The following is a 21,265-nucleotide window of genomic DNA, read 5'->3' as shown; positions in this document are numbered from 1 at the left end:
GTGTTACTCGGGCTTGTTGCGCATCCAGTCGGCGGTCTGGTAGAGCGCCGCCAGCAGGCGCTTCATCAGGTCTTCCGGCAGGCCGACGTCCTGCATGGCCCAGGTCATGCAGCGCAGCCACTGGTCGCGCTCGGAGATGCCGATGGGGAAAGGCAGGTGGCGCGCCCGCAGGCGCGGATGGCCGAATTTTTCCATGTACAGGCTGGGACCGCCGGTCCAGCCGGAAAGGAACATGTAAGTCTTCTCGCGCGAACCGTCCAGCGAAGGCGGATGCAGCGCGCGAATGCCGGCGAACTCCGGCTCCAGGTCCATCAGGTCATAGAAACGGTCGACCATCTCGCGCAGCTTCTCTGCGCCGCCAATGAGTTCGAACGTGGTCGGTTGGTTGGGATCTTCGATTTGCATAAGACCGCCATGATACCGCAGCCGGACGGCCGCGTCGGGCCGCCCGGCTGTGATTGCCAGCGTTGTTTGACCTGTATCGGATCAGGCCTCGCGCAAGGTCTGCAGCGGCGGACGGCGCAGCACGTGACGCAATCCGGCCCAGCCGCCCAGCGCCGAGCAAGCCGCGCCCAGCCCCATGCCGGCCACCCACACCAGCGGGCTGAAACTCCAGTCGAAATTGAAGACGTAATGCGCCAGCGCCCAGCCAATGCCGGCCGCGCCGCTGGCGGCCAGCAGCCCTGCCAGCGAACCCACCAGCAGCACCTCGATGCGCTGGGCGCGGGAGAGCTCCTGCCGGGTCGCACCGAGCGCACGCAACAGGCCAGCTTCCCGTACACGTTCATCCTGGGACCCTGCCAGTGCAGCGTACAGTACCAGTACACCTGAACACAAAGTGAACAGGAACAGGAACTCTACAGCTGCAATCACTTGACCGACCACTTCCTGAATCTGTGCCAGTACACTTCCTATGTCCACAACGGTGAGATTGGGGAAGTCACGCGCCAGCGTGTTGCCCAAGGCCTCCTGCTGCGGCGTCAGGTGTACCGCCGTGATCCAGCTTTGCGGCGTATCGCGCATGAGCGTCGGGTTGAGGATGACGAAGAAATTCACCCGCAGTGATCCCCACTCCAGCTTGCGCAGGCTGGTTACGGGGGCTTCCACCAGTTGGCCGGCGATGTCGAATTGCAGCTTGTCCCCCAGCTTGATGCCCAGGGTCTGCGCCAGCCCGCGTTCCACCGAGGCTTCCGGGTGGCTGTCGTCGTACCAGCGGCCGCCCACGATGCCATTGCCGGGCGGGATGTCGCGCATGGTCGAGAGATTGAATTCGCGGTCCACCAGGCGCTTGGCGCGGTCTTCCTGATAGTCCGAGGGATTGACCGCGCGCCCGTTGATCTGCACCAGCCGCCCGCGAATCATCGGATACAGCGCCGCATCCTGCACCCCGCCCTGGCGCAGCGCCTGCTGCACGGCCTCACGCTGATCCGGCTGGATGTTGATGATGAAGCGGTTGGGCGCATCCGCCGGCGTGGCTTGCCGCCACGCACCGACCAGATCGCCACGGATCACGGTCAGCAGCAGCAGCGCCATCAGCCCCAGGCCCAGCGCCACCACCTGCATCACGGCCGCCGCCGGACGACGCTGCAAGCCGTCGATGGCGAAGCGCCAGCTCTGGCGATCCACCAGCCCGCGCAGCGAACGCAGCGCGCGCAGGCACAGCCAGGCCACCAGTGCGAAGAGACCGAAGCCGCCGAGGAAACCGGCGATGGTCAGCAGCCCCAGCTTGAGATCGCCCGCCTGCCACAGCAGCAAGCCGGAAAACACCAGCGTGCCCAGCACATAGGTCCCGACCGTCAGCGCCTGCGGTGCGCCCTGGTCGCGCCGGATCACGCGGTTGTGCGGCACGTTGCGCAATTGCAGGATGGGCGGCAAGGCAAACCCGACCAGCAGCAACAAACCGGTGGCCACGCCCTGCAGCGCCGGTGCCCAACCCGGTGGCGGCAAGGCGGTCGGCAGGAAATTGCCCAGCCATTGCAGCAGCGCGAAGTGGGCGGCAAAGCCGACCAGCATGCCGATGAAGCTGGCTGCCAGCCCGATGAGAATGAATTCGGTGAGATAGAGCGTGGTCACCTGCGCCTGCGTCATGCCGAAACAGCGCAGCATGGCGCAGGCATCCAGATGGCGCAGCATGAAGCGGCGCGCCACCATAGCCACGGCGAGCGCGGCCAGCATGGCCGACAGCAGCCCGACCAGCGACAGGAATTGCTCGGCGCGGTCCAGCGTGGCGCGCATTTCCGGGCGGCCGTTTTCCAGCGATTCGAGGCGCACGCCGCGCAGCCTGTCGGCCTCGATCTGGCGTTCGATCTGCTGCTGGTAGCGCTGCACGGCCTCGGGCGGTCCGGCGATCAACAGGCGATAGGTCACGCGCGACCCGACCTGCACCAGGTGCGTGGCGGCCAGGTCGGCCTCATTGAGCATCACGCGCGGCGCGAAGTTGACGAAAGCGCTGCCGCGATCCGGTTCGATCGCGATCACGGCGGCGATCTTCAGCGCCAGATCACCCAGCCTGAGGGTATCGCCGACCTTCACGTCGAGCTGGGACAGGATCTGCGGATCCACCCAGATGGTCCCCGGCTGCGGAATCCCGTCGGCAGGCCGGTCGCGGCCATCGCTGCCCTGCAGCCGCAACTGGCCGCGCAAGGGATAGCCCGCCGTGACGGCCTTGATGGATGAGAGTACCGAGCGGGCCGCATCCCCCTCCCCGGCTTGCGCCATGCTGGGGAAGACCTGGGTCTGCGCCTGCTGCAAGCCTTGCGTGGCGGCCTGCTGCAGCCATTGCGGTGACAGTGGCTGATCGGCCGCCACCAGCAGATCGGCCCCCAGCAACTGGTGCGCATCGCGCGTCATGCCGGCGCGTATGCGGTCGACGAAGAAACCGACCGAGGACAGTGCCGCCACCGCCACGATCAAGGCGATCAGCAGGAAACGGAGTTCACCGGTGCGCCAGTCGCGCAGGGTCATGCGCAATGCTTGTTGGAACATGCAGGGCCAGTCGTCAAGGAATCAGGGTTCAGAAAAATGCAAGAAAGCGTCAGCGCAGCCACACCGCCACCACGCCCACCGCCAGCAGCACGCAGAAAGCGCCCAGCATGCGCAGGCGGCGGCGCATGGCATCCATGGTGGCGACCAGTTGCGCATTCTGCTCGGCCAGGGTGTTGATCAACTGACTGGCTTCGAGCTGCTCGGCTTCCAGCTGGACGATACGCTGGGCCAGCTGGCCGACGTCGCCGGTGACCGGCGCGGGCGGCGCGGCATCGACTGCGGTCTTGGCCTTGCGGGTGCGCGACCACAGGTCACGCGCGCCCTTGACGATGCCGGGGGTGGCCTGGACCACGTCGCCCCAGGGAATCAGTTTGATGGCGGACAGCCAGCTCAATCCCATCTGCGCTACTCCTGAAAAAGATTTGGATAAGGTAAATCAGATACGGCTTGTTGCAATTTCGTTGCAGAAACGGGCGAACCGGCCTGCTCTGTCTTCTTCTAAGACAGGCAAAATGTCATTTTATCCCGACAAGCTGCAAGCCTTCCCAAGGTCGCCAGAACGACCTTGCCCACCGGAGGCCATGCAGCCTCGTCCCCTGAGAAACAGGAGTCCAGTCCCATGAAAGCCCCCTTGTCCCTGCTGGCAGCCGCCCTGCTGCTGTGTGCCGGCAGTGCCTTCGCTGCCGATTGCACCAAGGCCGCCACCCAGGCCGAGATGAATGCCTGCGCTTCGCAGACCCTGACCCAGAACGATGCCGATCTCAACGCCACCTACATGGCCTATCGCGACAAGCTCAACAAGGCGCAACAGAACCAGTTGCGCGAGGTGCAGCTGGCCTGGCTGAAGTATCGCGACCTGTCCTGCCGCTTTGAGAGCTCGGCCAGCGCCGGCGGGTCTGCAGCTTCACTTGCGCTGCAAACCTGCCTGGCCGACAAGACCCGCCAGCGTGCGGACGAACTGAAGAATCTGGCAGGCTGCCAGGAAGGCGATCTCAACTGCGTGCGCTAGTCAGAACATTATCTTTCATGCTGTAATGCTCGCGTCTGAAGAATCAGACGCGATCAGACCCACGAATCCACCTTGCCCCAGGGAGTCTCTCATGAAAAAAATGCTCTTCGCCATGACCTCGTTCGCACTGGCCGCCCCGCTGCTGCTGGGTTCCCCCGCCATGGCGCAGAATGCCCAGCAGGACAAGATGAAGCAATGCAACGCCGACGCCGCCGGCAAGAAAGGCGATGAACGCAAGGCCTTCATGTCCTCCTGCCTGAAGAAGGAACAGCCCAAGCCGGCCACCCAGCAGGACAAGATGAAGCAATGTAACGCCGATGCCGCCGGCAAGAAGGGCGATGAGCGCAAAGCCTTCATGTCGTCCTGCCTGAAGAAGGACAAGTAATTTTCCTTCACGTCCCCGCCAACCCGGCCGGGACGCCCAACAAAAAACCCGCAAGCTGCCTTGCGGGTTTTTTGTTGTCTGGGCGGTGCTGCAATCAGTGCTGCGTGCGCTTGAAGAAGAACAGCCCGGCGCCCACCAGCATCAGCACGCCACCGAAGAAACGGTTCTGCGCCTTGATCGCCTTCTGGCTGCGGAAGAAGCGTTGCAGGCGGCTGGCCGCAAAGGCGTAGCCGTGCATCACCACCAGGTCCACCGCCACCATGGTCACGGCCAGCACCAGCAGCTGCAGCCACAGCGGCCGTTCGTGATCGATGAATTGCGGCAGCACCGCCACCATGAAGACGATGCCCTTGGGGTTGGTGGCATTGGTGAGGAAGCCCGTCATGCAACGCTGCCACCAGTGCTGGCCACGCTGCGCGCGTGCCACGGCATTGGCGTTGTCGAGGGCTTCGCCTTCCTGCTCCGAGGGCACGCGGGCGCGCCACTGCGAGAAGCCCAGGTAGATCAGGTACAGGGCACCGGCGATCTTGACCACATTGAAGGCGGTTTCGGAGGCCACCAGCAGCGAACCCACACCGGCTCCGGCGATGATGAGAACCACCACCAGCGCGATTTCCAGGCCAAGGATGGTGGCCGTGGTACGGCGCAGGCCGTAATTGAGGCCGTGGCTCATGGAGAGCACCGCGCCCGATCCGGGCGAGATGGCGATGACACAGGCGGCGAGGAAAAATGCAAACCAGGTTTGATAGGCCATGAGAAAACTCGATGAGGCAACAGGAAAGAAGAAACGGCAAGACCACCGGCAAGGCACGCAGTGCAGCGGCGAAGCCCGGAAACAGCGCTGAAACAAGGCTGCACCAACGTGTTGACCATTATAAGCAAAGCAGCAACGAATGCTTACAAATACACGATGAATTGAAACACTTTCACGTCGTCTTTCACGTCGGCGGCTCGTTATAGGAAGCAAGGCGACACGACATGATGAAGCGATTACGCAAAATCAAGCGCCGAGCGTAACAACCACTTTCTAAAGGAAATTGCCATGAAAACCAAATCCGTCATCGTCGCTTCCCTGCTGACCGCACTGGCCCTGCCGGTGTTCGCACAGACCGGCAGCGCTGCGCCGGCCGCGCCAGCAGCAGCCACGGCCAAGGCGGAAGCCGGCAAGACCGACACCGCGCCCAAGGCCAAGACCACCCATCACGCCAAGCACAAGAAGTCCGAAAAGTCGGAAAAGGCGGAAAAGGCAGAGAAGAAGGCTGACGCCAAGAGCGAAGCCAAGGCCGACACCAAGGCCGCTACCGATACAGCGACCAAGACCAAGTAAGACCGTACCGGGCCAGTCCCGGTACAGATAGCAGATACAAAGCAGTAACGTAGCAGACACGCAGCACACACCGTACGCACCGTACTACTGACGCAAACAGACACTTGTCTCTGAAAGGACATCACCATGAATACCAAGACCATCATCGTTGCCTCCCTGCTGTCGGCCCTGACCCTGCCGGTGTTCGCCCAGACCGGTGCAGCCGCCGCTCCTGCCGCCCCGGCTGCCACCACCGCCGCCCCGGCCAAGGCGGAAGCCGCCAAGACCGAGACCGCACCGAAGGCCAAGGCCACGCATCACGCCAAGCACAAGAAGTCCGAAAAATCGGAGAAGAAGGCCGATACCAAGACTGAAGCCAAGGCTGAAAAGAAGGATGCCGGCACTGCGGACACCAAGACGGCCGCCACCGACACCGCTGCCAAGACCAAGTAATCCAGGCAAGACCGTACCGGGCCAGCGCCCGGTACACGTAGCAAACACATAGCAGACACACAGCACACACCGTGCACACAGTACTACTGACACTGACCAGACACTAGTCGTTGAAAGGACATCACCATGAAGACCAAGACCATCATCGTTGCTTCCCTGCTGTCGGCCCTGACCCTGCCGGTGTTCGCCCAGACCGGCGCCGCTGCCGCCCCGGCTGCTCCGGCCAAGGCTGAAGCCGCCAAGACCGAGACCGCGCCGAAGGCCAAGGCGGAACATCACGCCAAGCACAAGAAGTCGGAAAAGAAGGCGGAAGGCAAGAGCGAGAAGAAGGCCGCTGCCGGTACTGAAGCCAAGCCGGCCGCTGACGCCGCCGCCAAGTAAGGCGTCCGCAAGGAGCAGCACCCCGGGCATCGGATCCGTCTGAAGCCCGGACATGTCAGGGATGACAGGGATATCGCCCCCGCACCGTCAGGTCCGGGGGCGATATTTTTTATATCATTTAAATGGTTTGCTTAGCTTCGGCTGTCCACTCACGCCGACACGCCCGATGCAGATCAATCCTGCTGCCACCGCAGGGCAATGCGTTCCCCCGCCGCCGCAAAATGCGCGCAGTCCATGCCTACGCCCGCCGCGAACAGCAGATCCTCACCCGCCCACACCAGCGGCAGATAAGGCCGCTCCCACGCAGGGACATCGGCGCTCTGGTACTGCTGCTTGAGGCTGCGCGCCGGACGATTCTGCGCCAGCTTGATACGCTCTCCCCCGCTGCGTCCACACACCAGCAGCGATTGCGCACGCAGCCAAGCGGCATCGAAGCCCGGCCGCGCATCGCCAGCGGGAATGGGCTCGAACTGCAGGGTGCCGTGGAAGACCGGCACATGGACCTGCGCCTGCCCGCTCCAGCGCAGCGACAGTGAGGCGCCCTCATCGGGCAGGCGGCGGCGCGGCGCCAGGAAGACGCGCTCGCGGTAACGATGGACTTCGCCGTCAGGGTGAGAGACGCACAGCTGCGCTTCCACATCGGCCTCCAGCAGTTGGGCGCGCATCTCCTGCATCCACGCCGATGACGGCATGCGCATGCCGCGCAGTCCGAACCAGTGACGCATCAGGTTCAGGAAGCGCTGTTCGCTCAGGGCACGCAGCGCAGGCATGCGCAGGTGATCGCCTTCACCGCATTGCGCCAGATCCTGTTCGGCCACTTCGTGCAGCAAATCCTGCGCACCCTGCGCATGCCCGGCCGCACGCGCCAGACGCTGCTGGTAGCCGGGGAAAACCTGGCCCAATGCCGGCATCACCTGATGGCGCAAAGCGTTGCGCGTGTAGCGCGGATCGCTGTTGGATTCATCCTCGATCCAGGCGAGCGACCAGGCGCGTGCGCCCTCTTCCAGCTGCGCACGCGGGATGGCCAGGAAAGGCCGTGCGATCAGCGTGTCCGCATCGCCCAGCAAACCAGGCGCGGCATTGCATTGATCCATGCCGGACAGGCCCGCCAGCCCGCTGCCACGCAGCAGTTGCAGCAGCACCGTTTCGGCCTGGTCGTCGAGATGATGGGCCGTCAGCAGCAGGCGCGCACCATGGGCGCGGCACAGCCGCCCCAGTGCGGCATAACGCGCCAGCCGTGCCGCTTCTTCCACACCGCTGTCGGCCACCCGTTCCAGTTGCACGCGCTCGTGCGCGCAGGTAATGCCGCGCTGCGCGCACTCCTGCTCGGCATGGGCCAGCCAAGCATCCGCATTGGGCGAGAGTCCATGATGCACATGCAGGGCCACCACGCGCCCGCCGGTTTCACGCTGCCACTGCGCGGCCGCTTCCAGCAGCATCGTGGAATCGAGCCCACCGCTGAAGGCCACAGCCAGCGTGTCCTGCGCGGGATCGAAAGCAGTCGCGGCCAGCGTGGCGTGCAATGCCTGCAACAGCTTGCCGGTGATCTTGCCGGAGGAAGGAGAAGAAGAGGAATGATCGGACATGGGAAACCGGCACCAGAAAAGACAAACGCCAGCGAAGCAATCGCTGGCGTCCGGGAAGAAGAAAATGCGAACCGAAAATTATTCGGCCGAATTCAGTTCCTTGAACTTGCCATAAGCCATCAGCTTTTCGTGACGCGCAGCCAGCAGGTCCTTGGTCTTCATGCCTTGGAACTGGCGCAGCGAATCCGACAGTGCGCGCTTGAGCAAACCGGCCATCTGCTTGGGATCGCGATGGGCACCGCCCAGCGGTTCGTTGACGATCTTGTCGATCAGGCCGATGGCCTTGAGGCGATGAGCGGTCAGGCCCAGCGCTTCAGCCGCATCCGCGGCGCGGTCGGCGGTCTTCCACAGGATGGAAGCGCAGCCTTCCGGCGAGATCACCGAGTAGGTCGCATATTGCAGCATCAGCACCGAATCACCCACGGCGATCGCCAGCGCGCCGCCGGAACCGCCTTCACCGATGATGGTGGCGATCAGCGGCACCTTCAGTTCGGCCATCACGTACAGGTTGTGGCCGATGGCTTCGGACTGGCCGCGCTCTTCGGCATCGATGCCGGGGAATGCGCCCGGGGTATCGACAAAGGTAAAAATCGGCAAACCAAACTTCTCGGCCACCTTCATCAGGCGCATCGCCTTGCGATAGCCTTCCGGCTTGGGCATGCCGAAGTTGCGCATGGCGCGTTCCTTGGTGTCGCGCCCCTTCTGGTGGCCGATCACCATGCACGCCTGGCCGTTGAAACGGGCCAGGCCGCCGACGATGGACTGGTCGTCCGCGAAGGTGCGGTCGCCATGCAGTTCGTGGAAATCGGTGAAGATCTCGCGCACGTAGTCCATGGTGTAGGGACGCTGCGGATGGCGCGCAATCTGCGAGACCTGCCAGGGCGTGAGCTTGGCGTAGATGTCCTTGGTCAGCTGCTGGCTCTTCTTGACCAGGCGCTCGATCTCTTCGGAGATGTCGACGGCCGAGTCATCCTGTACAAAACGCAACTCTTCAATCTTGGCATCCAGCTCGGCGATGGCCTGCTCGAAGCCCAGAAAAGTCGTTGTCGATTTACTCATTGTGTTCCTTTTTCAACAAGTCCGATGATGTGGCGAGAATCGCTGACAATGCCGGCCCGGTGCGGGTTGCGGCGCGATGATCCCCGGTTGCATCGGTTTGCCTTCAAATCTTGGGAGGTGCGGAGTATACACCAGCACGGCCCCGGCGCAGCAGCGCCGGGCGCACCCTCTTCCTCTTGGATCAATAATCGGACGGCAGCGGATCCAGGCTGCGCCACAGGTACCAGGTCGCCACGGTGCGCCACGGTTCCCAATTCGCGGCGACTTCCCGCGCATCACTGCGCGAGACGGGCTCGCCCGAGAAATAGCTGATGCTGATGCCCTTGAGCAATCCCAGGTCATCCAGCGGCAGCACGTTCGGGCGCAGCAGATTAAATATCAAAAACATCTCGGCTGTCCAGCGGCCAATCCCGCGGATCTGGATCATCTCCGCAATGACGGCTTCGTCTTCCATCTCCGCCCATTTGTCGGGATGTACCGTCTTGGCCTTGAAGTGGGCCGCCAGATCGAGGATGTATTCGGCCTTGCGCTTGGACAGGCCGCACGCCGCCAGCCCTTCCGGACCGGTGCGCATCACCTGGCCCGGCGTGCAGCGCGGACAGGCTTCCAGGAAGCGCTGCCAGACCGCATTGGCGGCCTTGGTCGAGATTTGCTGGCCGATCACCGAACGCGCCAGCGTGGTGAAGGCGTCGCCGCGCACCGTCAGCTGCAGATCCCCGAAATGCGGGATGATCTTGCGCATGATGCGGTCACGCTTCATCAGCTCGGCCTTGGCCTCTTCCCAGTAGGCCGGCACGATCAGGCTGGGATCGGCTTCGCTGGCTTTTCGGTTGGTATTCAAATCAAGCTCTCCGCCACTCGGTCAGGCCGCCCGGTTTGTCTTCCAGAATGATGCCGGCTGCGGTCAGCTCGGCACGGACCCGGTCGGCTTCGGCGAAGTTCTTGCCCGCCTTGGCCGCCTTGCGTGCTTCAATCAGGGCTTCGATCTCGGCTTCGCCCAGACCGTCTGCTGCTGCCACGCCGCCCTTGAGGTACTCCGCCGGCTCGCGCTGCAGCAGGCCGAGGATGCCGGCCAGCGCCTTCAACTGGCGCGCCTGTGCCGGCGAACGGTCACGGTTGACCTCATTGGCCAGTTCGAACAGCACCGAGATCGCGACCGGCGTGTTGAAGTCGTCGTTCAGGGCCTCTGTGAACCTTTGTGCATGCGCTTCATCGGCCACCAGAGCGCCGGCTTCCGGCGGCACATCCTTCAAGGCCGTGTACAGGCGGGTGAGCGCCTGCCGGGCATCGTCCAGATGGGCATCCGAGTAGTTCAGCGGGCTGCGGTAGTGGGCGCGCAAGATGAAGAAACGCAACACTTCCGGGTCGTACTTCTTGAGCACGTCGCGAATCGTAAAGAAGTTGCCCAGAGACTTGGACATCTTCTCGTTGTCGATGCGCACGAAACCGTTGTGCATCCAGTAATTCACGAAGGTGTGCTGGTGCGCGCCTTCGGACTGGGCGATTTCATTTTCATGGTGCGGGAACTGAAGATCCTGGCCACCGCCGTGAATATCGAAATGGTCGCCCAGCAGGTCGCTGGACATGGCCGAGCACTCGATGTGCCAGCCCGGACGGCCACAGCCCCAGGGCGAGTCCCACTTGGCTTCGTCCGGCTCGCTGGGCTTGGCCGCCTTCCAGAGCACGAAGTCCAGCGGATCGCGCTTGCCGGTGTTCACATCCACCCGCTCGCCGGCGCGCAGGTCGTCCAGCGACTTGCCGGAGAGCTTGCCGTAGCCGGGGAAATCGCGCACGGAGTAATTGACGTCGCCATCGCTGGCCTTGTAGGCCAGGCCGTGCTTTTCCAGCTTGCCGATCAGGTCCAGCATCTTCGGCACGTACTTGGTCGCACGCGGTTCATGATCGGGACGCTGCACGCCCAGGGCGGCGGCATCCTCGTTCATGGCATCGATGAAGCGATTGGTCAGCTGGGCGATGGTCTCGCCGTTCTCGGCGGCGCGATGGATGATCTTGTCGTCGATGTCGGTGATGTTGCGCACATAGGTCACGGCGTAGCCGGAGGCGCGCAGCCAGCGCTGCACCATGTCGAACACCACCAGCACGCGCGCATGGCCGATATGGCAGTAGTCATACACGGTCATGCCGCACACGTACAAGCGCACCTTGCCGGGTTCGATCGGGGTAAAGGTCTGCTTGTCACGCGCCAGCGTGTTGTAAATCTTGAGCTCGCTCATGGGATGGGAATTCTGGGGTTGGCGTTGCCGCTGCGGGCGACGGGTTCATGCACTACCTGGGGCCGGCACCGTGAACAAGCGTGGCGCTGGCAGGCCCCTGCCGGGTTTCATTGTTCTAGCAGCAGTTGCAACATGAACGGGTCACGGTAGCCAAACCTCTTTTTGTCTTACTTGTTTGATATAAAATGCCAGCTTTCTTCGAATTTCTTCGAGTATAGCATCGATAAAACCATGGCCCCAGAATCACAAGAACAGACATCCATTCATGGTTTGCGCGGTTTGATCAGCAAGACTGCCCACAAGACGGCAGTGTTGTCCAGCCTGGTGGCTGCCCTGTTCGGGGTGCCCGCCACGCTTGCGCATGCCAGCGAAATGTCTGACATCAACAAGCTGATGCGGGCCGGACAGTATGCCGATGCACTGACCAAGACCGATGCCGTGCTGGCGAAACACCCGCGCGATGCGCAACTGCGTTTCACGAAGGGGCTGATCTTAGCAGAACAAAACCGTTCTGCCGAGGCCATCGCGGTGTTCAGCAAGCTGACCGAAGACTTCCCCGACCTGCCCGAGCCGTACAACAACCTGGCCGTGCTGTATGCAGCCGACGGCCAGTACGACAAGGCGCGCGCGGCGCTGGACATGGCCATGCGCACCAACCCGACCTATGCCACGGCACTGGAAAACCTGGGCGACGTCTATGCCAAGCTGGCCAGCCAGGCCTATGACAAGGCGCTGCAGATCGATCCGGGTGCCAACGTGCCGCAGCCCAAGCTGACCTTGCTGCGCTCGCTCAACGGCAACACTACCGGTGGCACGGTGCCGCGCCTGGCGTCGGCCGCATCGGCCCAGCGCGACGCCAGGGCCAAGGCCGAAGCGGCAGCGGCCGAACAGCAGGAACGCAATCGTGCCCTGGCGGCCGAGAAACTGGCGCAGCAGGCAGCCGCCGACAAGGCCGAAGCGGAGAAGACCGCCATCTCCAAGGCCACCAGCGAGAAGGAAAAAGCCGCAGCCGAGAAAGCCGCTGCCGACAAGGCCGCCGCAGACAAGGCCGCAGCAGAGAAGGCAGCAGCAGACCGGGCCGCCGCCGAACGTGCCAAGGCCGAGAAGGCACGCGCCGAGCAACTGGCCGCCGAACAGGCGCGCGCCCAGAAGGCCGCAGCCGACAAGGCTGCCGCCGAGCAGAAGCAGAAGGAACTGCAGGCGCAGAGGGACAAGGAGCAAGCCGACAAACTGGCCCGCGAACAAGCCGCCCGCGCCGAGAAGGACAAGGCCGCCCAGGCTGCCGCCGAGAAGGCGCAAGCCGAGAAGCTGGCTGCGGCCGAGAAGGCCAAGGCGGAGAAACTGGCCGCCGCAGAAAAGGCCAAGGCCGAGAAACTGGCCGCGGCCGAGAAGGCCCGTGCCGACAAGGCCCGTGCCGACAAGGAAAAGGCCAAGGCCGAGGCCAGCGCCGAACAGGACAAGGCGGTCGTGCTGGCAGCATTGAATGGCTGGGCCAAGGCCTGGAGCGACAAGGACGTGCGCAGCTACCTCGGCCATTACGCCAGCGACTTCGAGACGCCCCGTGGCGCCTCCCGCAAGGAATGGGCCGAAGAGCGCCGCGCCCGCATCGAGGACAAGGGCCGCATCAGTGTCAAGGTCAGCAATGCCACGGTGAGCATCAATGGCAACATCGCGACCGTGCGCTATCGCCAGATATATAATTCGGATCGGCTGACGGTGGACAGCCGCAAGACCCTGATCTTCGTCAAACAGGGCAATCGATGGCTGATCAAACAGGAACGATCGGGAGGGTAATTGGTGGCTAGCGCTTTGCAAGGGCGTCCCGCGCGCATGCTGGGACGCCTGCTGATGTTGTGCCTGGCGGGCCTGCCTGCGATGGGCAGCGAGGCATCCTCTTCTTCCATTCCGCCGCAAGGCAATACGGCCGGCGCACCCGCTGCCAAGCCGGATCCGGAAGCCCTGCTCATTGATATCTACAAGGACCTAGGTGCCAACCGCCTGCGCGAAGCCCAGGCCAAGGCCGACGCCCTGGTCGCGGCCTATCCGACCTTCCGCCTCGGCCATCTGGTGCGCGGCGACCTGCTGCTGATGCATGCCCGCCCGGTGCGCAACTTCGGCGCGATGGCCGACGGACCCGGCGACAAGCTCAAGGAATTGCGCGACGAAGCCATGGTGCGCATCCGTTCCCTGCAGGAAAAACCGGATCCCAAGCTGATCCCCAAGGCCGTGCTGCAAGTCGGCGAGGACCAGAAGAACGTGCTGGTGGTCGATACCACGCGCTCGCGCCTGTACGTCTACGAGAACCAGGGCGGCGAGCTGAAATACATGACCGACTACTACGTCTCGCAAGGCCGCTTCGGTGCCAACAAGACCAAGTCGGGCGACCAGCGCACGCCCATCGGCGTGTATTACGTCAACAACCGCATCCCCGGCCCCAAGCTGCCCGATTTCTATGGCACAGGCGCGCTGCCGCTGTCCTATCCCAATGAGTGGGACAAGCGCAATGGCCGCAGTGGCTACGGTATCTGGCTGCACGGCACGCCCTCGGACAACTTCAGCCGCCCGCCCCTGTCCTCGGATGGCTGCGTGGTGCTGGCCAATCCGGACCTGCAGAGCCTGTATTCCACCGCCGAAGTCGGCAAGACCGTGGTGGTGATCAGCCAGCACGTGCAGTTCGTCGACAAGAGCGAATGGGCCAAACAGCGCGACGCCGCCTCGGCCATGCTGGAGCAATGGGGCCAGTCGCTGGAGAATGCGGATGCCGACAAGATGCTGGCGTATTACTCGCCGGAATTCCGCTCGGCCCAAGGCGAGAACCTGGCCACCTGGTTCGGCCGCCAGCAGAAGAGCCTGAACGGCGCGCGCTATACCAGTGTCAAACTGCGCGATGTCAGCCTGTTCCGCTATCCCGGCACACCGGAAGACATGATCGTCAGCACTTTCACCCAGGAAAGTGCGGTCGGCAAAAGCAAGAACGCGATCCGCAAGCGCCAGTACTGGGTGCGTGAAGGATCGCAATGGAAAATCATTTACGAAGGCAACGCATGATCCTCTCCCGTCGTCATCTGCTGCGCATGGCCGCAGCATTCTCTCTCTCGGCCACGCTGGCTGCACCCGTCCTGGCGGCCGATGCACCGCGCGTGCTGCTCAAGACCAGCATGGGTGACATCACCCTGGAACTCAATCCCGAAAAGGCTCCGGTCTCGGTCGACAATTTCCTGAAATACGTCAAGAAGGGCCAGTACAACGGCACCGTCTTCCACCGCGTCATCAACGGCTTCATGATCCAGGGCGGCGGCTACGACCAGAACATGCGCGAGAAGACCACCGACGCGCCCATCAAGAACGAGGCCAATAACGGTTTGAAGAACGAGGTTTATACTGTGGCGATGGCGCGCACGTCGGCACCGCATTCGGCAACGGCCCAGTTCTTCATCAACGTGGCGGACAACCGCTTCCTGAACTACCCCGGCCAGGACGGCTGGGGCTATGCCGTCTTCGGCCGGGTCATCGCCGGTGCTGACGTGGTCGACAAGATCAAGCAAGTGCGCACCGGTGCCGGCGACGTGCCGGCCACGCCGGTGGTGATCGAATCGGCCACCCTGGTCAAGTAAGGCCGGCCTGCCGTCACGCAGCCAAGGCGGGCCCAAGTCGCCCGCCGGTTTTTTTCATTCCCCCACAAGCAAAGGATTCATCATGGCAGTTCTGCTCACCACCAACCACGGCGCCATCAAGATCGAACTGGATGCCGAGAAGGCCCCCAAGACCGTTGAGAACTTCCTGGCCTACGTCAACGCCGGCCATTACAACGGCACCATCTTCCACCGCGTCATCGACGGTTTCATGATCCAGGGCGGCGGCTTCGAACCCGGCATGAAGCAGAAGGAAACCCGCGAGCCGATCGAGAACGAAGCCAAGAACGGCCTCAAGAACGAGCCCTACACCCTGGCCATGGCCCGCACCGCCGCTCCGCACTCGGCCTCGGCGCAGTTCTTCATCAACGTCAAGAACAACAGCTTCCTGGACTACCCGGGCCAGGACGGCTGGGGCTACTGTGTCTTCGGCAAGGTCGTCGAAGGCACTGAAGTGGTCGACAAGATCAAGGGCGTCAAGACCACCCGCGCCGGCATGTTCGCCGACGTGCCTGCGGAAGATGTGGTGATCGAGAAGGCAGAAGTGGTCTGAGCCTGATCTGGACCGCTGACTTCACCGACCATGACTGATTTCCAGTTCATGCAGAAAGCGCAACCGACGGTTGCGCTTTTTGTTTCCGACCTCCATTTGCAGGCCGCCCTGCCCCGTACCACCGAGGCTTTTCTGTCCTTCCTGCAGAGCCATGCAGTACAGACGCAGCAACTGTACTTGCTGGGTGACGTGTTCGAGTACTGGGCCGGTGACGACGACCGTACTGCTCCCTACAACCAACTGATTGCTGACGCACTGCGAACTGTACAGGGGCAAGGTGTGCAACTGTACTGGATGGCAGGCAACCGCGATTTCCTGGTGGGCCAAGAGTTTGCCGATGCCGCCGGGCTGACGCTGCTCGACGACCCGCACGTCATCACCGCTGCCGGCCGCACGCTGGCACTGGCCCATGGCGATGCGCAATGCACCGATGACCAGGCCTACATGGCCTTCCGCGCCCAGGTGCGGCAACCGGCTTACCAGCAGCAGTTCCTGGCCATGCCGCTGGCCCAGCGCAAGGCCATCATCGAAGGCATCCGCAAGAACAGCCAGGACGCCAACCAGAGCAAGGACATGGCGATCATGGACGTCAATGCCGGCGCCATCGATGCGCTCTTTGCGCAGACCGGCACCGATGTCCTCATCCACGGGCATACGCACCGCCCTGCCCTGCATCGCCTGGACGGCGGCAAGTTGCGCTATGTGCTGCCGGATTGGGAATACGACGTAGAAACGCCGCGCGGCGGCTGGATCAGCCTGACGGCCGACGGTGCGCTGCACCGGCATGATGTGAACGGTGACGAGATCGCCTGATCTCGCCCAGTACACTGCTTCATCGCTTCATCGCTTCATCGCTGCGGCACAGGCCGTGGCGAACTACGCAGCCGGCCTGAACCCGGCTGCGCCCCTTCTCCTCAATCGACCAGCCGGTTCAGTTGCGCGGCGTCGAAGTGCCCGGCCTCTTCAAGGCGTCGACACCCTATCCCCGCACCCTGCAAGGCGGCCAGCACGGCTTCCAGTTGCTGCTCCTGGGTGGCCACCTGGTTGATCAGTCCGTGCAGCGCCTTGGACAGCGGATCATCGCCATTGGGCATGACGCCGTAGGCCGCAAACAGGCGCGCCGCCGCCTGGTCACGCCCGGACGTCACGGCATTGCGCTCGACGATGCGCGCCGGGTTGCCCACGGCGGTGGCGCCGGCCGGCACTTCCTTGGTGACCACCGCATTGGAACCGACCTTGGCCCCGTCCCCGACCGTAAAGCCGCCCAGCACCTTGGCCCCGGCACCGATGATGACGCCGCGCCCCAGTGTCGGATGGCGCTTGGCTCCCTTGGCCAGCGAAGTGCCGCCCAAGGTCACGCCCTGGTAGATGGTGGAATCGTCGCCGACGATGGCGGTCTCGCCGATCACCACGCCCATGCCGTGATCAATGAAGACACGGCGGCCGATGGTGGCACCGGGATGAATCTCGATGCCGGTGAGGGTACGGCCCAGCTGCGAGATGAAGCGTCCCAGCCACTTCATCTCGGCCTTCCAGCAAGCCTGGGCCCAGCGATGCAGGATCACCGCATGCAGGCCCGGGTAACAGGTCAGCACCTCCCAGCTGTTGCGCGCGGCGGGGTCGCGCTCACGGATGCTGGCGATGTCTTCTCTGAGTCGGCTGAACATGGTGTGTTTCCTGAAACGTTGAATGAAAACGGCTACTGAAGTGAAATTGAAGTGATCCAAGAATGGAACGGCAAAAAAAATCGCCGGACGCGAAGTCCGGCGATGGTGTCATGCGGGATGACCGGACTTACTTGGGCAAGCGCTGGCGTCGCGCCTCGTACAGACAGACGCCGGAAGCCACGGAGACGTTGAGGCTCTCGACCGAACCGAACATGGGGATGTTGACCAGCACGTCGCAGGTCTCGCGGGTGAGACGGCGCATGCCTTCGCCTTCGGAGCCCATCACCAGTGCGGTGGGGCCAGTGAAGTCGCCTTCGTAGAGGCCCTTCTCGGCATCATCGGAGGTGCCGATGATCCACACGCCGCGCTCCTTCAGGTCGCGCATGGTGCGGGCCAGGTTGGTGACGGTGATGTAGGGCACGGTGTCGGACGCACCGCTGGAGACCTTCATGGCCGTGGCATTCAAGCCCACGGCGCGATCCTTGGGGGCGATCACGGCATGCGCGCCGGCACCATCGGCCACACGCAGGCAGGCGCCGAGGTTGTGCGGATCGGTGATGCCGTCGAGGATCAGCAGCAGCGGCGGACCGACCACGGCATCCAGCAGTTCATCGAGGGTGCGCGCCAGCGACAGCGCCGCGGCCTTGGCCACCACACCCTGGTGACGGCGCGTGCCGACCATGGCGGCCAGGCGCTGGTCGTCGGCCTGGATGATGCGCACATTGGCTTCCTTGGCGGCATGCAGCAAATCCAGCATGCGGCGGTCGCGGCGCTCGGCATCCACGTAAATCTCTTCCACCGAGGAAGCCTCGTGGCGGATGCGGGAGGTCACGGCATGGAAGCCGAAAATCATTTTGCTCTTCATAGATCCTGCTTGTGTCTTTCGTCTTGCTCGGGGCAACTGCCCCGCGTTCCATCAAACCCGGCCTGCGCATTGCGCAGGTCCGGGGACATGCTCATCGCTTCTTCTTGCCCTTGGTGTAGCCCTTGGATGCAGTGCGCTTGCGGTCAGCTTCGCCGGGGCGTGCCGTGGCGGTGCGCGCGGCACCGGCCTTGGCCTTGGCGCCACCCTTGGGCTTGCTGCCCGCTGCAGCGGCAGCTGGCTTGGCCGCACCCCTCTTGCCACGGGCTGCCGGCTGAGCTTCATCGGCACTCTGCCTGCCGCCACCGGACTTGCCGCGCGCGGCGTTTTCAGCGCGCTTGGCTTCGTTCTTGATGAGGGTACGGATGCCCGGCTCGTTGACCAGTGCCAGGTCGATCTTGCGTGCATCCAGGTCCACGCGGCTGACCTGCACGGTGACGCGGTCGGTCAGCTGGTAGCGGATGCCGGTACGTTCGCCGCGCAGTTCGTGGCGCGCTTCGTCGTACTGGAAGTAATCCGCACCCAGCTCGGTGACGTGCACCAGGCCTTCGATGTAGAGCGCATCCAGTTGGACGAAGATGCCGAAGGTGGCCACGCCGGCGATGGTGCCGGTGAATTCCTCGCCCAGCTTGTCGCGGATGAAGTAGCACTTGAGCCAGGCTTCCACATCGCGCGAGGCCTCATCGGCACGGCGCTCATTGGCCGAACAGTGCAGACCCAGCGCTTCCCAGATCGCCAGTGCGCTCTCGCCGCGCGGCTTCTTGCCGGCCGCCTTGTCGGTGGCGCGCTGCAACGCCTGCGCCTTGCGGGCGGCGGGCGAGATCGAGGTATTGAGCGCAGTGCTGTCGATACCCTTGGGCTCGTAGCGCTTGCCTTGCAGCACGGCCTTGATGGCACGGTGCGTCAGCAGGTCGGGATAGCGGCGGATCGGGCTGGTGAAGTGCGCATAGGATTCATAGGACAGGCCGAAGTGACCGATGTTGTCCGGGCTGTAGACCGCCTGCTGCATCGAGCGCAGCAGCATGGTCTGGATCAGCACCGCATCCGGACGTGCCTTGACCTTGGGCATGAGCTCGGCGTAATCGGAGGCGCTGGGGGTGTCGCCACCGCCCAGGGTCAGGCCGATCTGTTTGAGGAAGGTGCGCAGCTGCGTCAGCTTTTCCTTGGTCGGACCGGCGTGGATGCGGTAGAGCGCCGGGTGATCGTGGCGCTTCAACAGGTCGGCCGCGCAGACGTTGGCGGCCAGCATGCATTCCTCGATCAGGCGGTGCGCATCGTTGCGGGTGCGCGGCAGGATTTTCTCGATCTTGCCGGCGGCGTTGCAGACGATGTAGGTCTCGGTGGTCTCGAAGTCGATGGCACCGCGTGCCTGGCGGGCCGTCAGCAGCGCCTGGAAGACTTCGTAGAGGTGCGTCAGGTGCGGCACCAGGCCGATGCGGCGCGCTGCTTCCGGGCCCTTGGTATTGGCCAGGATCGAAGCCACTTCGGTATAGGTCAGGCGAGCTGCGGAGTGGATCACGGCCGGATAGAACTGGTAGGCCTTGATCTCGCCCTTGGCGGTGATGACGGCATCGCACACCAGGGTCAGGCGGTCCACGTCCGGGTTCAGCGAGCACAGGCCGTTGGAGAGCTTTTCCGGCAGCATCGGGATCACGCGGCGCGGGAAATACACCGAGGTGCTGCGCTCCAGCGCGTCCACGTCCAAGGCGTCGTTGGGCTTGACGTAGTGGCTCACGTCGGCAATCGCGACGATCAGGCGATAGCCCTTGGTGCGGCCGATCTTGACCGGTTCGCAGTAGACCGCGTCATCGAAGTCGCGCGCGTCTTCACCATCGATGGTGACCAGCGGCACGTCACGCAGGTCGACGCGGTCCTTGAGGTCGGCCGCCTTGACTTCGCTGGGCAGCTTGGAAGCCAGCTTCTTGGCGGCTTCCGAGAATTCGTGCGGCACGCCGTACTTGCGCACGGCGATTTCGATTTCCATGCCGGGGTCGTCGATATCGCCCAGGATCTCGACGATCTTGCCCACGGGTTGCGTGTAGCGGGAAGGATGTTCGGTCAGTTCCACGCTGACCACCTGCCCGGCCTTGGCCTTGCCCGGGGGGCCGGCCAGCAGCACGTCGTGGCCGATGCGCTTGTCTTCGGGGGCGACCACCCAGACGCCGTTCTCATTGAGCAGACGGCCGATCACGTGGGTGTTGGCGCGTTCCACCACTTCGACGATGGTGCCTTCCGGACGGCCACGGCGGTCGGTGCCGGTGATGCGGGCCTGCACGCGGTCGCCGTGCATGACCTTCTGCATTTCCTTCTCGGGCAGGAACAGGTCATCAGCCCCTTCATCGGGCAGCAGGAAACCGAAGCCATCGCGATGGGCGGAGACGCGGCCCAGGATGAAGTCGGGCGAGTGGGTCAGCTTGTAGTTGCCGGCGCGATCCGGCTTGATCTGGCCGTCGCGTTCCATGGCGTTGAGGCGGCGCGTCAGGCCGTCCATTTCTTCCGGCTTGACGCCGAGCGCGGCGGCCAGGGCGGCAGCGTTTTGCGCGCCCGAGGAAGTACGCAGGATGCCGAGGATCTCTTCCCGGCTGGGAATGGAATAGGGGAATTGGCTCAAAAGTTTCGTTTCGCGCAATTGTTATAAATGCCAAGGCGAAGCTCGCCCAGGCGGACGGATGTGCCTAGTGTAACGGAGTTGCGGCCATTTACCTAACCGCAATACGGGGGTAAAACAGGGGTGAAGCATCGTATTGCAACGAAAATGATGCCATGGAAGCGAAAAAGTTGTTGACAGCGCTTTTAGACCGTCTATAATCACGGTCTTCGCTTTACAGCGCAGCCCACGTGGCGGAATTGGTAGACGCGCATGGTTCAGGTCCATGTGCCGCGAGGTGTGGGGGTTCGAGTCCCTCCGTGGGCACCAAAATAGAAAAGGTCGATTGACGAAAGTCAGTCGGCCTTTTGTATTTTGGGGTCCACGAGCAAAGCGCCTGCGCGCTTTGCGGGAGGGACGAGAAAGTCCGGCCTTGCAAGGCCGGACGGGGTCGCGGGACGTGACCGAGGTCCTCCGTGGGCACCAAAATAGAAAAGGTCGATTGACGAAAGTCAGTCGGCCTTTTGTATTTTGGGGTCCACGAGCAAAGCGCCTGCGCGCTTTGC

Annotated in this window: 21 protein-coding genes and 1 tRNA gene; 11 read left to right on the top strand and 11 right to left on the bottom strand. The window is 63.4% G+C overall.

The window, feature by feature from the left end; translation table 11 throughout:
- Nucleotides 1-3: 3 nt before the first annotated feature.
- From J2X56_RS00110 to J2X56_RS00100, 3 genes are all read right to left on the bottom strand, one after another.
- On the bottom strand, nucleotides 4-405 hold the full coding sequence (locus tag J2X56_RS00110) for a group II truncated hemoglobin (protein WP_034339751.1): 402 nt from the start codon (nucleotides 403-405) through the stop codon (nucleotides 4-6).
- Nucleotides 406-486: 81 nt separating this feature from the next.
- Entirely contained in the window at nucleotides 487-2,985 is a 2,499-nt protein-coding gene (locus tag J2X56_RS00105; RefSeq protein ID WP_310157089.1) for an FtsX-like permease family protein, read from the bottom strand.
- A 49-nt stretch (nucleotides 2,986-3,034) separates the two neighbouring features.
- Entirely contained in the window at nucleotides 3,035-3,385 is a 351-nt protein-coding gene (locus J2X56_RS00100; protein WP_121039432.1) for a hypothetical protein, read from the bottom strand.
- Nucleotides 3,386-3,604: 219 nt separating this feature from the next.
- Between J2X56_RS00100 and J2X56_RS00095 the strand changes: the two genes are divergently transcribed.
- Together J2X56_RS00095 and J2X56_RS00090 are read left to right on the top strand one after the other, a co-directional pair.
- Nucleotides 3,605-3,994: a lysozyme inhibitor LprI family protein gene (locus J2X56_RS00095; RefSeq protein ID WP_088754281.1), complete on the top strand. Its 390-nt coding sequence runs from the start codon at nucleotides 3,605-3,607 to the stop codon at nucleotides 3,992-3,994.
- A gap of 91 nt (nucleotides 3,995-4,085) precedes the next feature.
- Nucleotides 4,086-4,379, top strand: coding sequence for a PsiF family protein (locus tag J2X56_RS00090; RefSeq protein WP_083859824.1), 294 nt, complete (start codon nucleotides 4,086-4,088; stop codon nucleotides 4,377-4,379).
- Between the two features lie 94 nt (nucleotides 4,380-4,473).
- On the opposite strand, the gene J2X56_RS00085 is transcribed toward J2X56_RS00090, so the two are convergent.
- Entirely contained in the window at nucleotides 4,474-5,133 is a 660-nt protein-coding gene (locus tag J2X56_RS00085) for a LysE family transporter (RefSeq protein WP_034339732.1), read from the bottom strand.
- A 288-nt stretch (nucleotides 5,134-5,421) separates the two neighbouring features.
- On the opposite strand from J2X56_RS00085, the gene J2X56_RS00080 reads away from it, so the two are divergent.
- The 3 genes from J2X56_RS00080 to J2X56_RS00070 all read left to right on the top strand — a co-directional run bounded on the left by J2X56_RS00080 (nucleotide 5,422) and on the right by J2X56_RS00070 (nucleotide 6,519).
- A complete protein-coding gene (locus J2X56_RS00080) occupies nucleotides 5,422-5,706 on the top strand; it encodes a hypothetical protein (RefSeq protein ID WP_121039429.1) in 285 nt (94 codons plus the stop codon).
- A 126-nt stretch (nucleotides 5,707-5,832) separates the two neighbouring features.
- Entirely contained in the window at nucleotides 5,833-6,138 is a 306-nt protein-coding gene (locus J2X56_RS00075) for a hypothetical protein (RefSeq protein ID WP_121039426.1), read from the top strand.
- 126 nt (nucleotides 6,139-6,264) lie between these two features.
- Nucleotides 6,265-6,519: a hypothetical protein gene (locus J2X56_RS00070; RefSeq protein WP_134135161.1), complete on the top strand. Its 255-nt coding sequence runs from the start codon at nucleotides 6,265-6,267 to the stop codon at nucleotides 6,517-6,519.
- A 173-nt stretch (nucleotides 6,520-6,692) separates the two neighbouring features.
- Here J2X56_RS00070 and tilS read toward each other — a convergent pair whose 3' ends face one another.
- The 4 genes from tilS to cysS form a co-directional block, all read right to left on the bottom strand.
- Complete coding sequence (tilS, locus tag J2X56_RS00065; RefSeq protein WP_134135160.1) at nucleotides 6,693-8,105, bottom strand: tRNA lysidine(34) synthetase TilS; 1,413 nt, start codon at nucleotides 8,103-8,105, stop codon at nucleotides 6,693-6,695.
- Nucleotides 8,106-8,183: 78 nt separating this feature from the next.
- A complete protein-coding gene (locus tag J2X56_RS00060) occupies nucleotides 8,184-9,164 on the bottom strand; it encodes an acetyl-CoA carboxylase carboxyltransferase subunit alpha (protein WP_008327848.1) in 981 nt (326 codons plus the stop codon).
- Between the two features lie 181 nt (nucleotides 9,165-9,345).
- Nucleotides 9,346-10,005, bottom strand: a complete 660-nt coding sequence (locus tag J2X56_RS00055; protein ID WP_310157064.1) for a DNA-3-methyladenine glycosylase — start codon at nucleotides 10,003-10,005, stop codon at nucleotides 9,346-9,348.
- Nucleotide 10,006: 1 nt separating this feature from the next.
- Complete coding sequence (cysS, locus tag J2X56_RS00050; RefSeq protein ID WP_209568312.1) at nucleotides 10,007-11,398, bottom strand: cysteine--tRNA ligase; 1,392 nt, start codon at nucleotides 11,396-11,398, stop codon at nucleotides 10,007-10,009.
- 231 nt (nucleotides 11,399-11,629) lie between these two features.
- On the opposite strand from cysS, the gene J2X56_RS00045 reads away from it, so the two are divergent.
- The 5 genes from J2X56_RS00045 to J2X56_RS00025 all read left to right on the top strand — a co-directional run bounded on the left by J2X56_RS00045 (nucleotide 11,630) and on the right by J2X56_RS00025 (nucleotide 16,396).
- Nucleotides 11,630-13,192, top strand: a complete 1,563-nt coding sequence (locus J2X56_RS00045) for a tetratricopeptide repeat protein (protein ID WP_310157059.1) — start codon at nucleotides 11,630-11,632, stop codon at nucleotides 13,190-13,192.
- A 36-nt stretch (nucleotides 13,193-13,228) separates the two neighbouring features.
- Complete coding sequence (locus J2X56_RS00040) at nucleotides 13,229-14,446, top strand: L,D-transpeptidase (protein WP_310159327.1); 1,218 nt, start codon at nucleotides 13,229-13,231, stop codon at nucleotides 14,444-14,446.
- Nucleotides 14,443-15,012, top strand: a complete 570-nt coding sequence (locus tag J2X56_RS00035) for a peptidylprolyl isomerase (RefSeq protein ID WP_204725333.1) — start codon at nucleotides 14,443-14,445, stop codon at nucleotides 15,010-15,012. Before J2X56_RS00040 ends, J2X56_RS00035 begins: the two co-directional genes overlap by 4 nt.
- An 82-nt stretch (nucleotides 15,013-15,094) precedes the next feature.
- Nucleotides 15,095-15,583 carry a peptidylprolyl isomerase gene (locus J2X56_RS00030; protein WP_121039405.1) on the top strand — a complete coding sequence of 163 codons (489 nt, stop codon included), beginning with the start codon at nucleotides 15,095-15,097 and terminating at the stop codon, nucleotides 15,581-15,583.
- A gap of 30 nt (nucleotides 15,584-15,613) precedes the next feature.
- Nucleotides 15,614-16,396 (top strand): UDP-2,3-diacylglucosamine diphosphatase, encoded by a 783-nt coding sequence (locus tag J2X56_RS00025; protein ID WP_310157056.1) that lies wholly within the window; start codon nucleotides 15,614-15,616, stop codon nucleotides 16,394-16,396.
- A 101-nt stretch (nucleotides 16,397-16,497) separates the two neighbouring features.
- Here the strand turns inward: J2X56_RS00025 and cysE are convergent, their stop codons facing one another.
- From cysE to rnr, 3 genes are all read right to left on the bottom strand, one after another.
- Complete coding sequence (gene cysE, locus J2X56_RS00020) at nucleotides 16,498-17,250, bottom strand: serine O-acetyltransferase (RefSeq protein ID WP_310157054.1); 753 nt, start codon at nucleotides 17,248-17,250, stop codon at nucleotides 16,498-16,500.
- Nucleotides 17,251-17,377: 127 nt separating this feature from the next.
- Nucleotides 17,378-18,115: a 23S rRNA (guanosine(2251)-2'-O)-methyltransferase RlmB gene (rlmB, locus tag J2X56_RS00015; protein ID WP_121039396.1), complete on the bottom strand. Its 738-nt coding sequence runs from the start codon at nucleotides 18,113-18,115 to the stop codon at nucleotides 17,378-17,380.
- 91 nt (nucleotides 18,116-18,206) lie between these two features.
- A complete protein-coding gene (gene rnr / locus J2X56_RS00010; protein WP_310157045.1) occupies nucleotides 18,207-20,723 on the bottom strand; it encodes a ribonuclease R in 2,517 nt (838 codons plus the stop codon).
- A gap of 221 nt (nucleotides 20,724-20,944) precedes the next feature.
- On the opposite strand from rnr, the gene J2X56_RS00005 reads away from it, so the two are divergent.
- Nucleotides 20,945-21,029: transfer RNA gene (locus tag J2X56_RS00005), tRNA-Leu, on the top strand.
- The last annotated feature ends 236 nt before the right edge of the window (nucleotides 21,030-21,265 follow it).

Origin of the sequence: Herbaspirillum sp. 1173, from assembly GCF_031455335.1 — a bacterium.
GTDB classification, from domain to species: domain Bacteria; phylum Pseudomonadota; class Gammaproteobacteria; order Burkholderiales; family Burkholderiaceae_D; genus Herbaspirillum; species Herbaspirillum huttiense.
The sequence above is the reverse complement of the archived record's forward strand: the minus strand, read 5'-3'. Positions and strand labels throughout refer to the sequence as shown.

Excerpts from the sequence above, each read along its gene's own strand:
- J2X56_RS00110 (WP_034339751.1), bottom strand. The coding sequence starts at position 405 with ATGCAAATCGAAGATCCCAACCAACCGACCACGTTCGAACTCATTGGC.
- J2X56_RS00105 (WP_310157089.1), bottom strand. The coding sequence starts at position 2,985 with ATGTTCCAACAAGCATTGCGCATGACCCTGCGCGACTGGCGCACCGGT.
- J2X56_RS00100 (WP_121039432.1), bottom strand. The coding sequence starts at position 3,385 with ATGGGATTGAGCTGGCTGTCCGCCATCAAACTGATTCCCTGGGGCGAC.
- J2X56_RS00095 (WP_088754281.1), top strand. The coding sequence starts at position 3,605 with ATGAAAGCCCCCTTGTCCCTGCTGGCAGCCGCCCTGCTGCTGTGTGCC.
- J2X56_RS00090 (WP_083859824.1), top strand. The coding sequence starts at position 4,086 with ATGAAAAAAATGCTCTTCGCCATGACCTCGTTCGCACTGGCCGCCCCG.
- J2X56_RS00085 (WP_034339732.1), bottom strand. The coding sequence starts at position 5,133 with ATGGCCTATCAAACCTGGTTTGCATTTTTCCTCGCCGCCTGTGTCATC.
- J2X56_RS00080 (WP_121039429.1), top strand. The coding sequence starts at position 5,422 with ATGAAAACCAAATCCGTCATCGTCGCTTCCCTGCTGACCGCACTGGCC.
- J2X56_RS00075 (WP_121039426.1), top strand. The coding sequence starts at position 5,833 with ATGAATACCAAGACCATCATCGTTGCCTCCCTGCTGTCGGCCCTGACC.
- J2X56_RS00070 (WP_134135161.1), top strand. The coding sequence starts at position 6,265 with ATGAAGACCAAGACCATCATCGTTGCTTCCCTGCTGTCGGCCCTGACC.
- tilS (WP_134135160.1), bottom strand. The coding sequence starts at position 8,105 with ATGTCCGATCATTCCTCTTCTTCTCCTTCCTCCGGCAAGATCACCGGC.
- J2X56_RS00060 (WP_008327848.1), bottom strand. The coding sequence starts at position 9,164 with ATGAGTAAATCGACAACGACTTTTCTGGGCTTCGAGCAGGCCATCGCC.
- cysS (WP_209568312.1), bottom strand. The coding sequence starts at position 11,398 with ATGAGCGAGCTCAAGATTTACAACACGCTGGCGCGTGACAAGCAGACC.
- J2X56_RS00045 (WP_310157059.1), top strand. The coding sequence starts at position 11,630 with ATGGCCCCAGAATCACAAGAACAGACATCCATTCATGGTTTGCGCGGT.
- J2X56_RS00040 (WP_310159327.1), top strand. The coding sequence starts at position 13,229 with ATGCTGGGACGCCTGCTGATGTTGTGCCTGGCGGGCCTGCCTGCGATG.
- J2X56_RS00035 (WP_204725333.1), top strand. The coding sequence starts at position 14,443 with ATGATCCTCTCCCGTCGTCATCTGCTGCGCATGGCCGCAGCATTCTCT.
- J2X56_RS00030 (WP_121039405.1), top strand. The coding sequence starts at position 15,095 with ATGGCAGTTCTGCTCACCACCAACCACGGCGCCATCAAGATCGAACTG.
- J2X56_RS00025 (WP_310157056.1), top strand. The coding sequence starts at position 15,614 with ATGACTGATTTCCAGTTCATGCAGAAAGCGCAACCGACGGTTGCGCTT.
- cysE (WP_310157054.1), bottom strand. The coding sequence starts at position 17,250 with ATGTTCAGCCGACTCAGAGAAGACATCGCCAGCATCCGTGAGCGCGAC.
- rlmB (WP_121039396.1), bottom strand. The coding sequence starts at position 18,115 with ATGAAGAGCAAAATGATTTTCGGCTTCCATGCCGTGACCTCCCGCATC.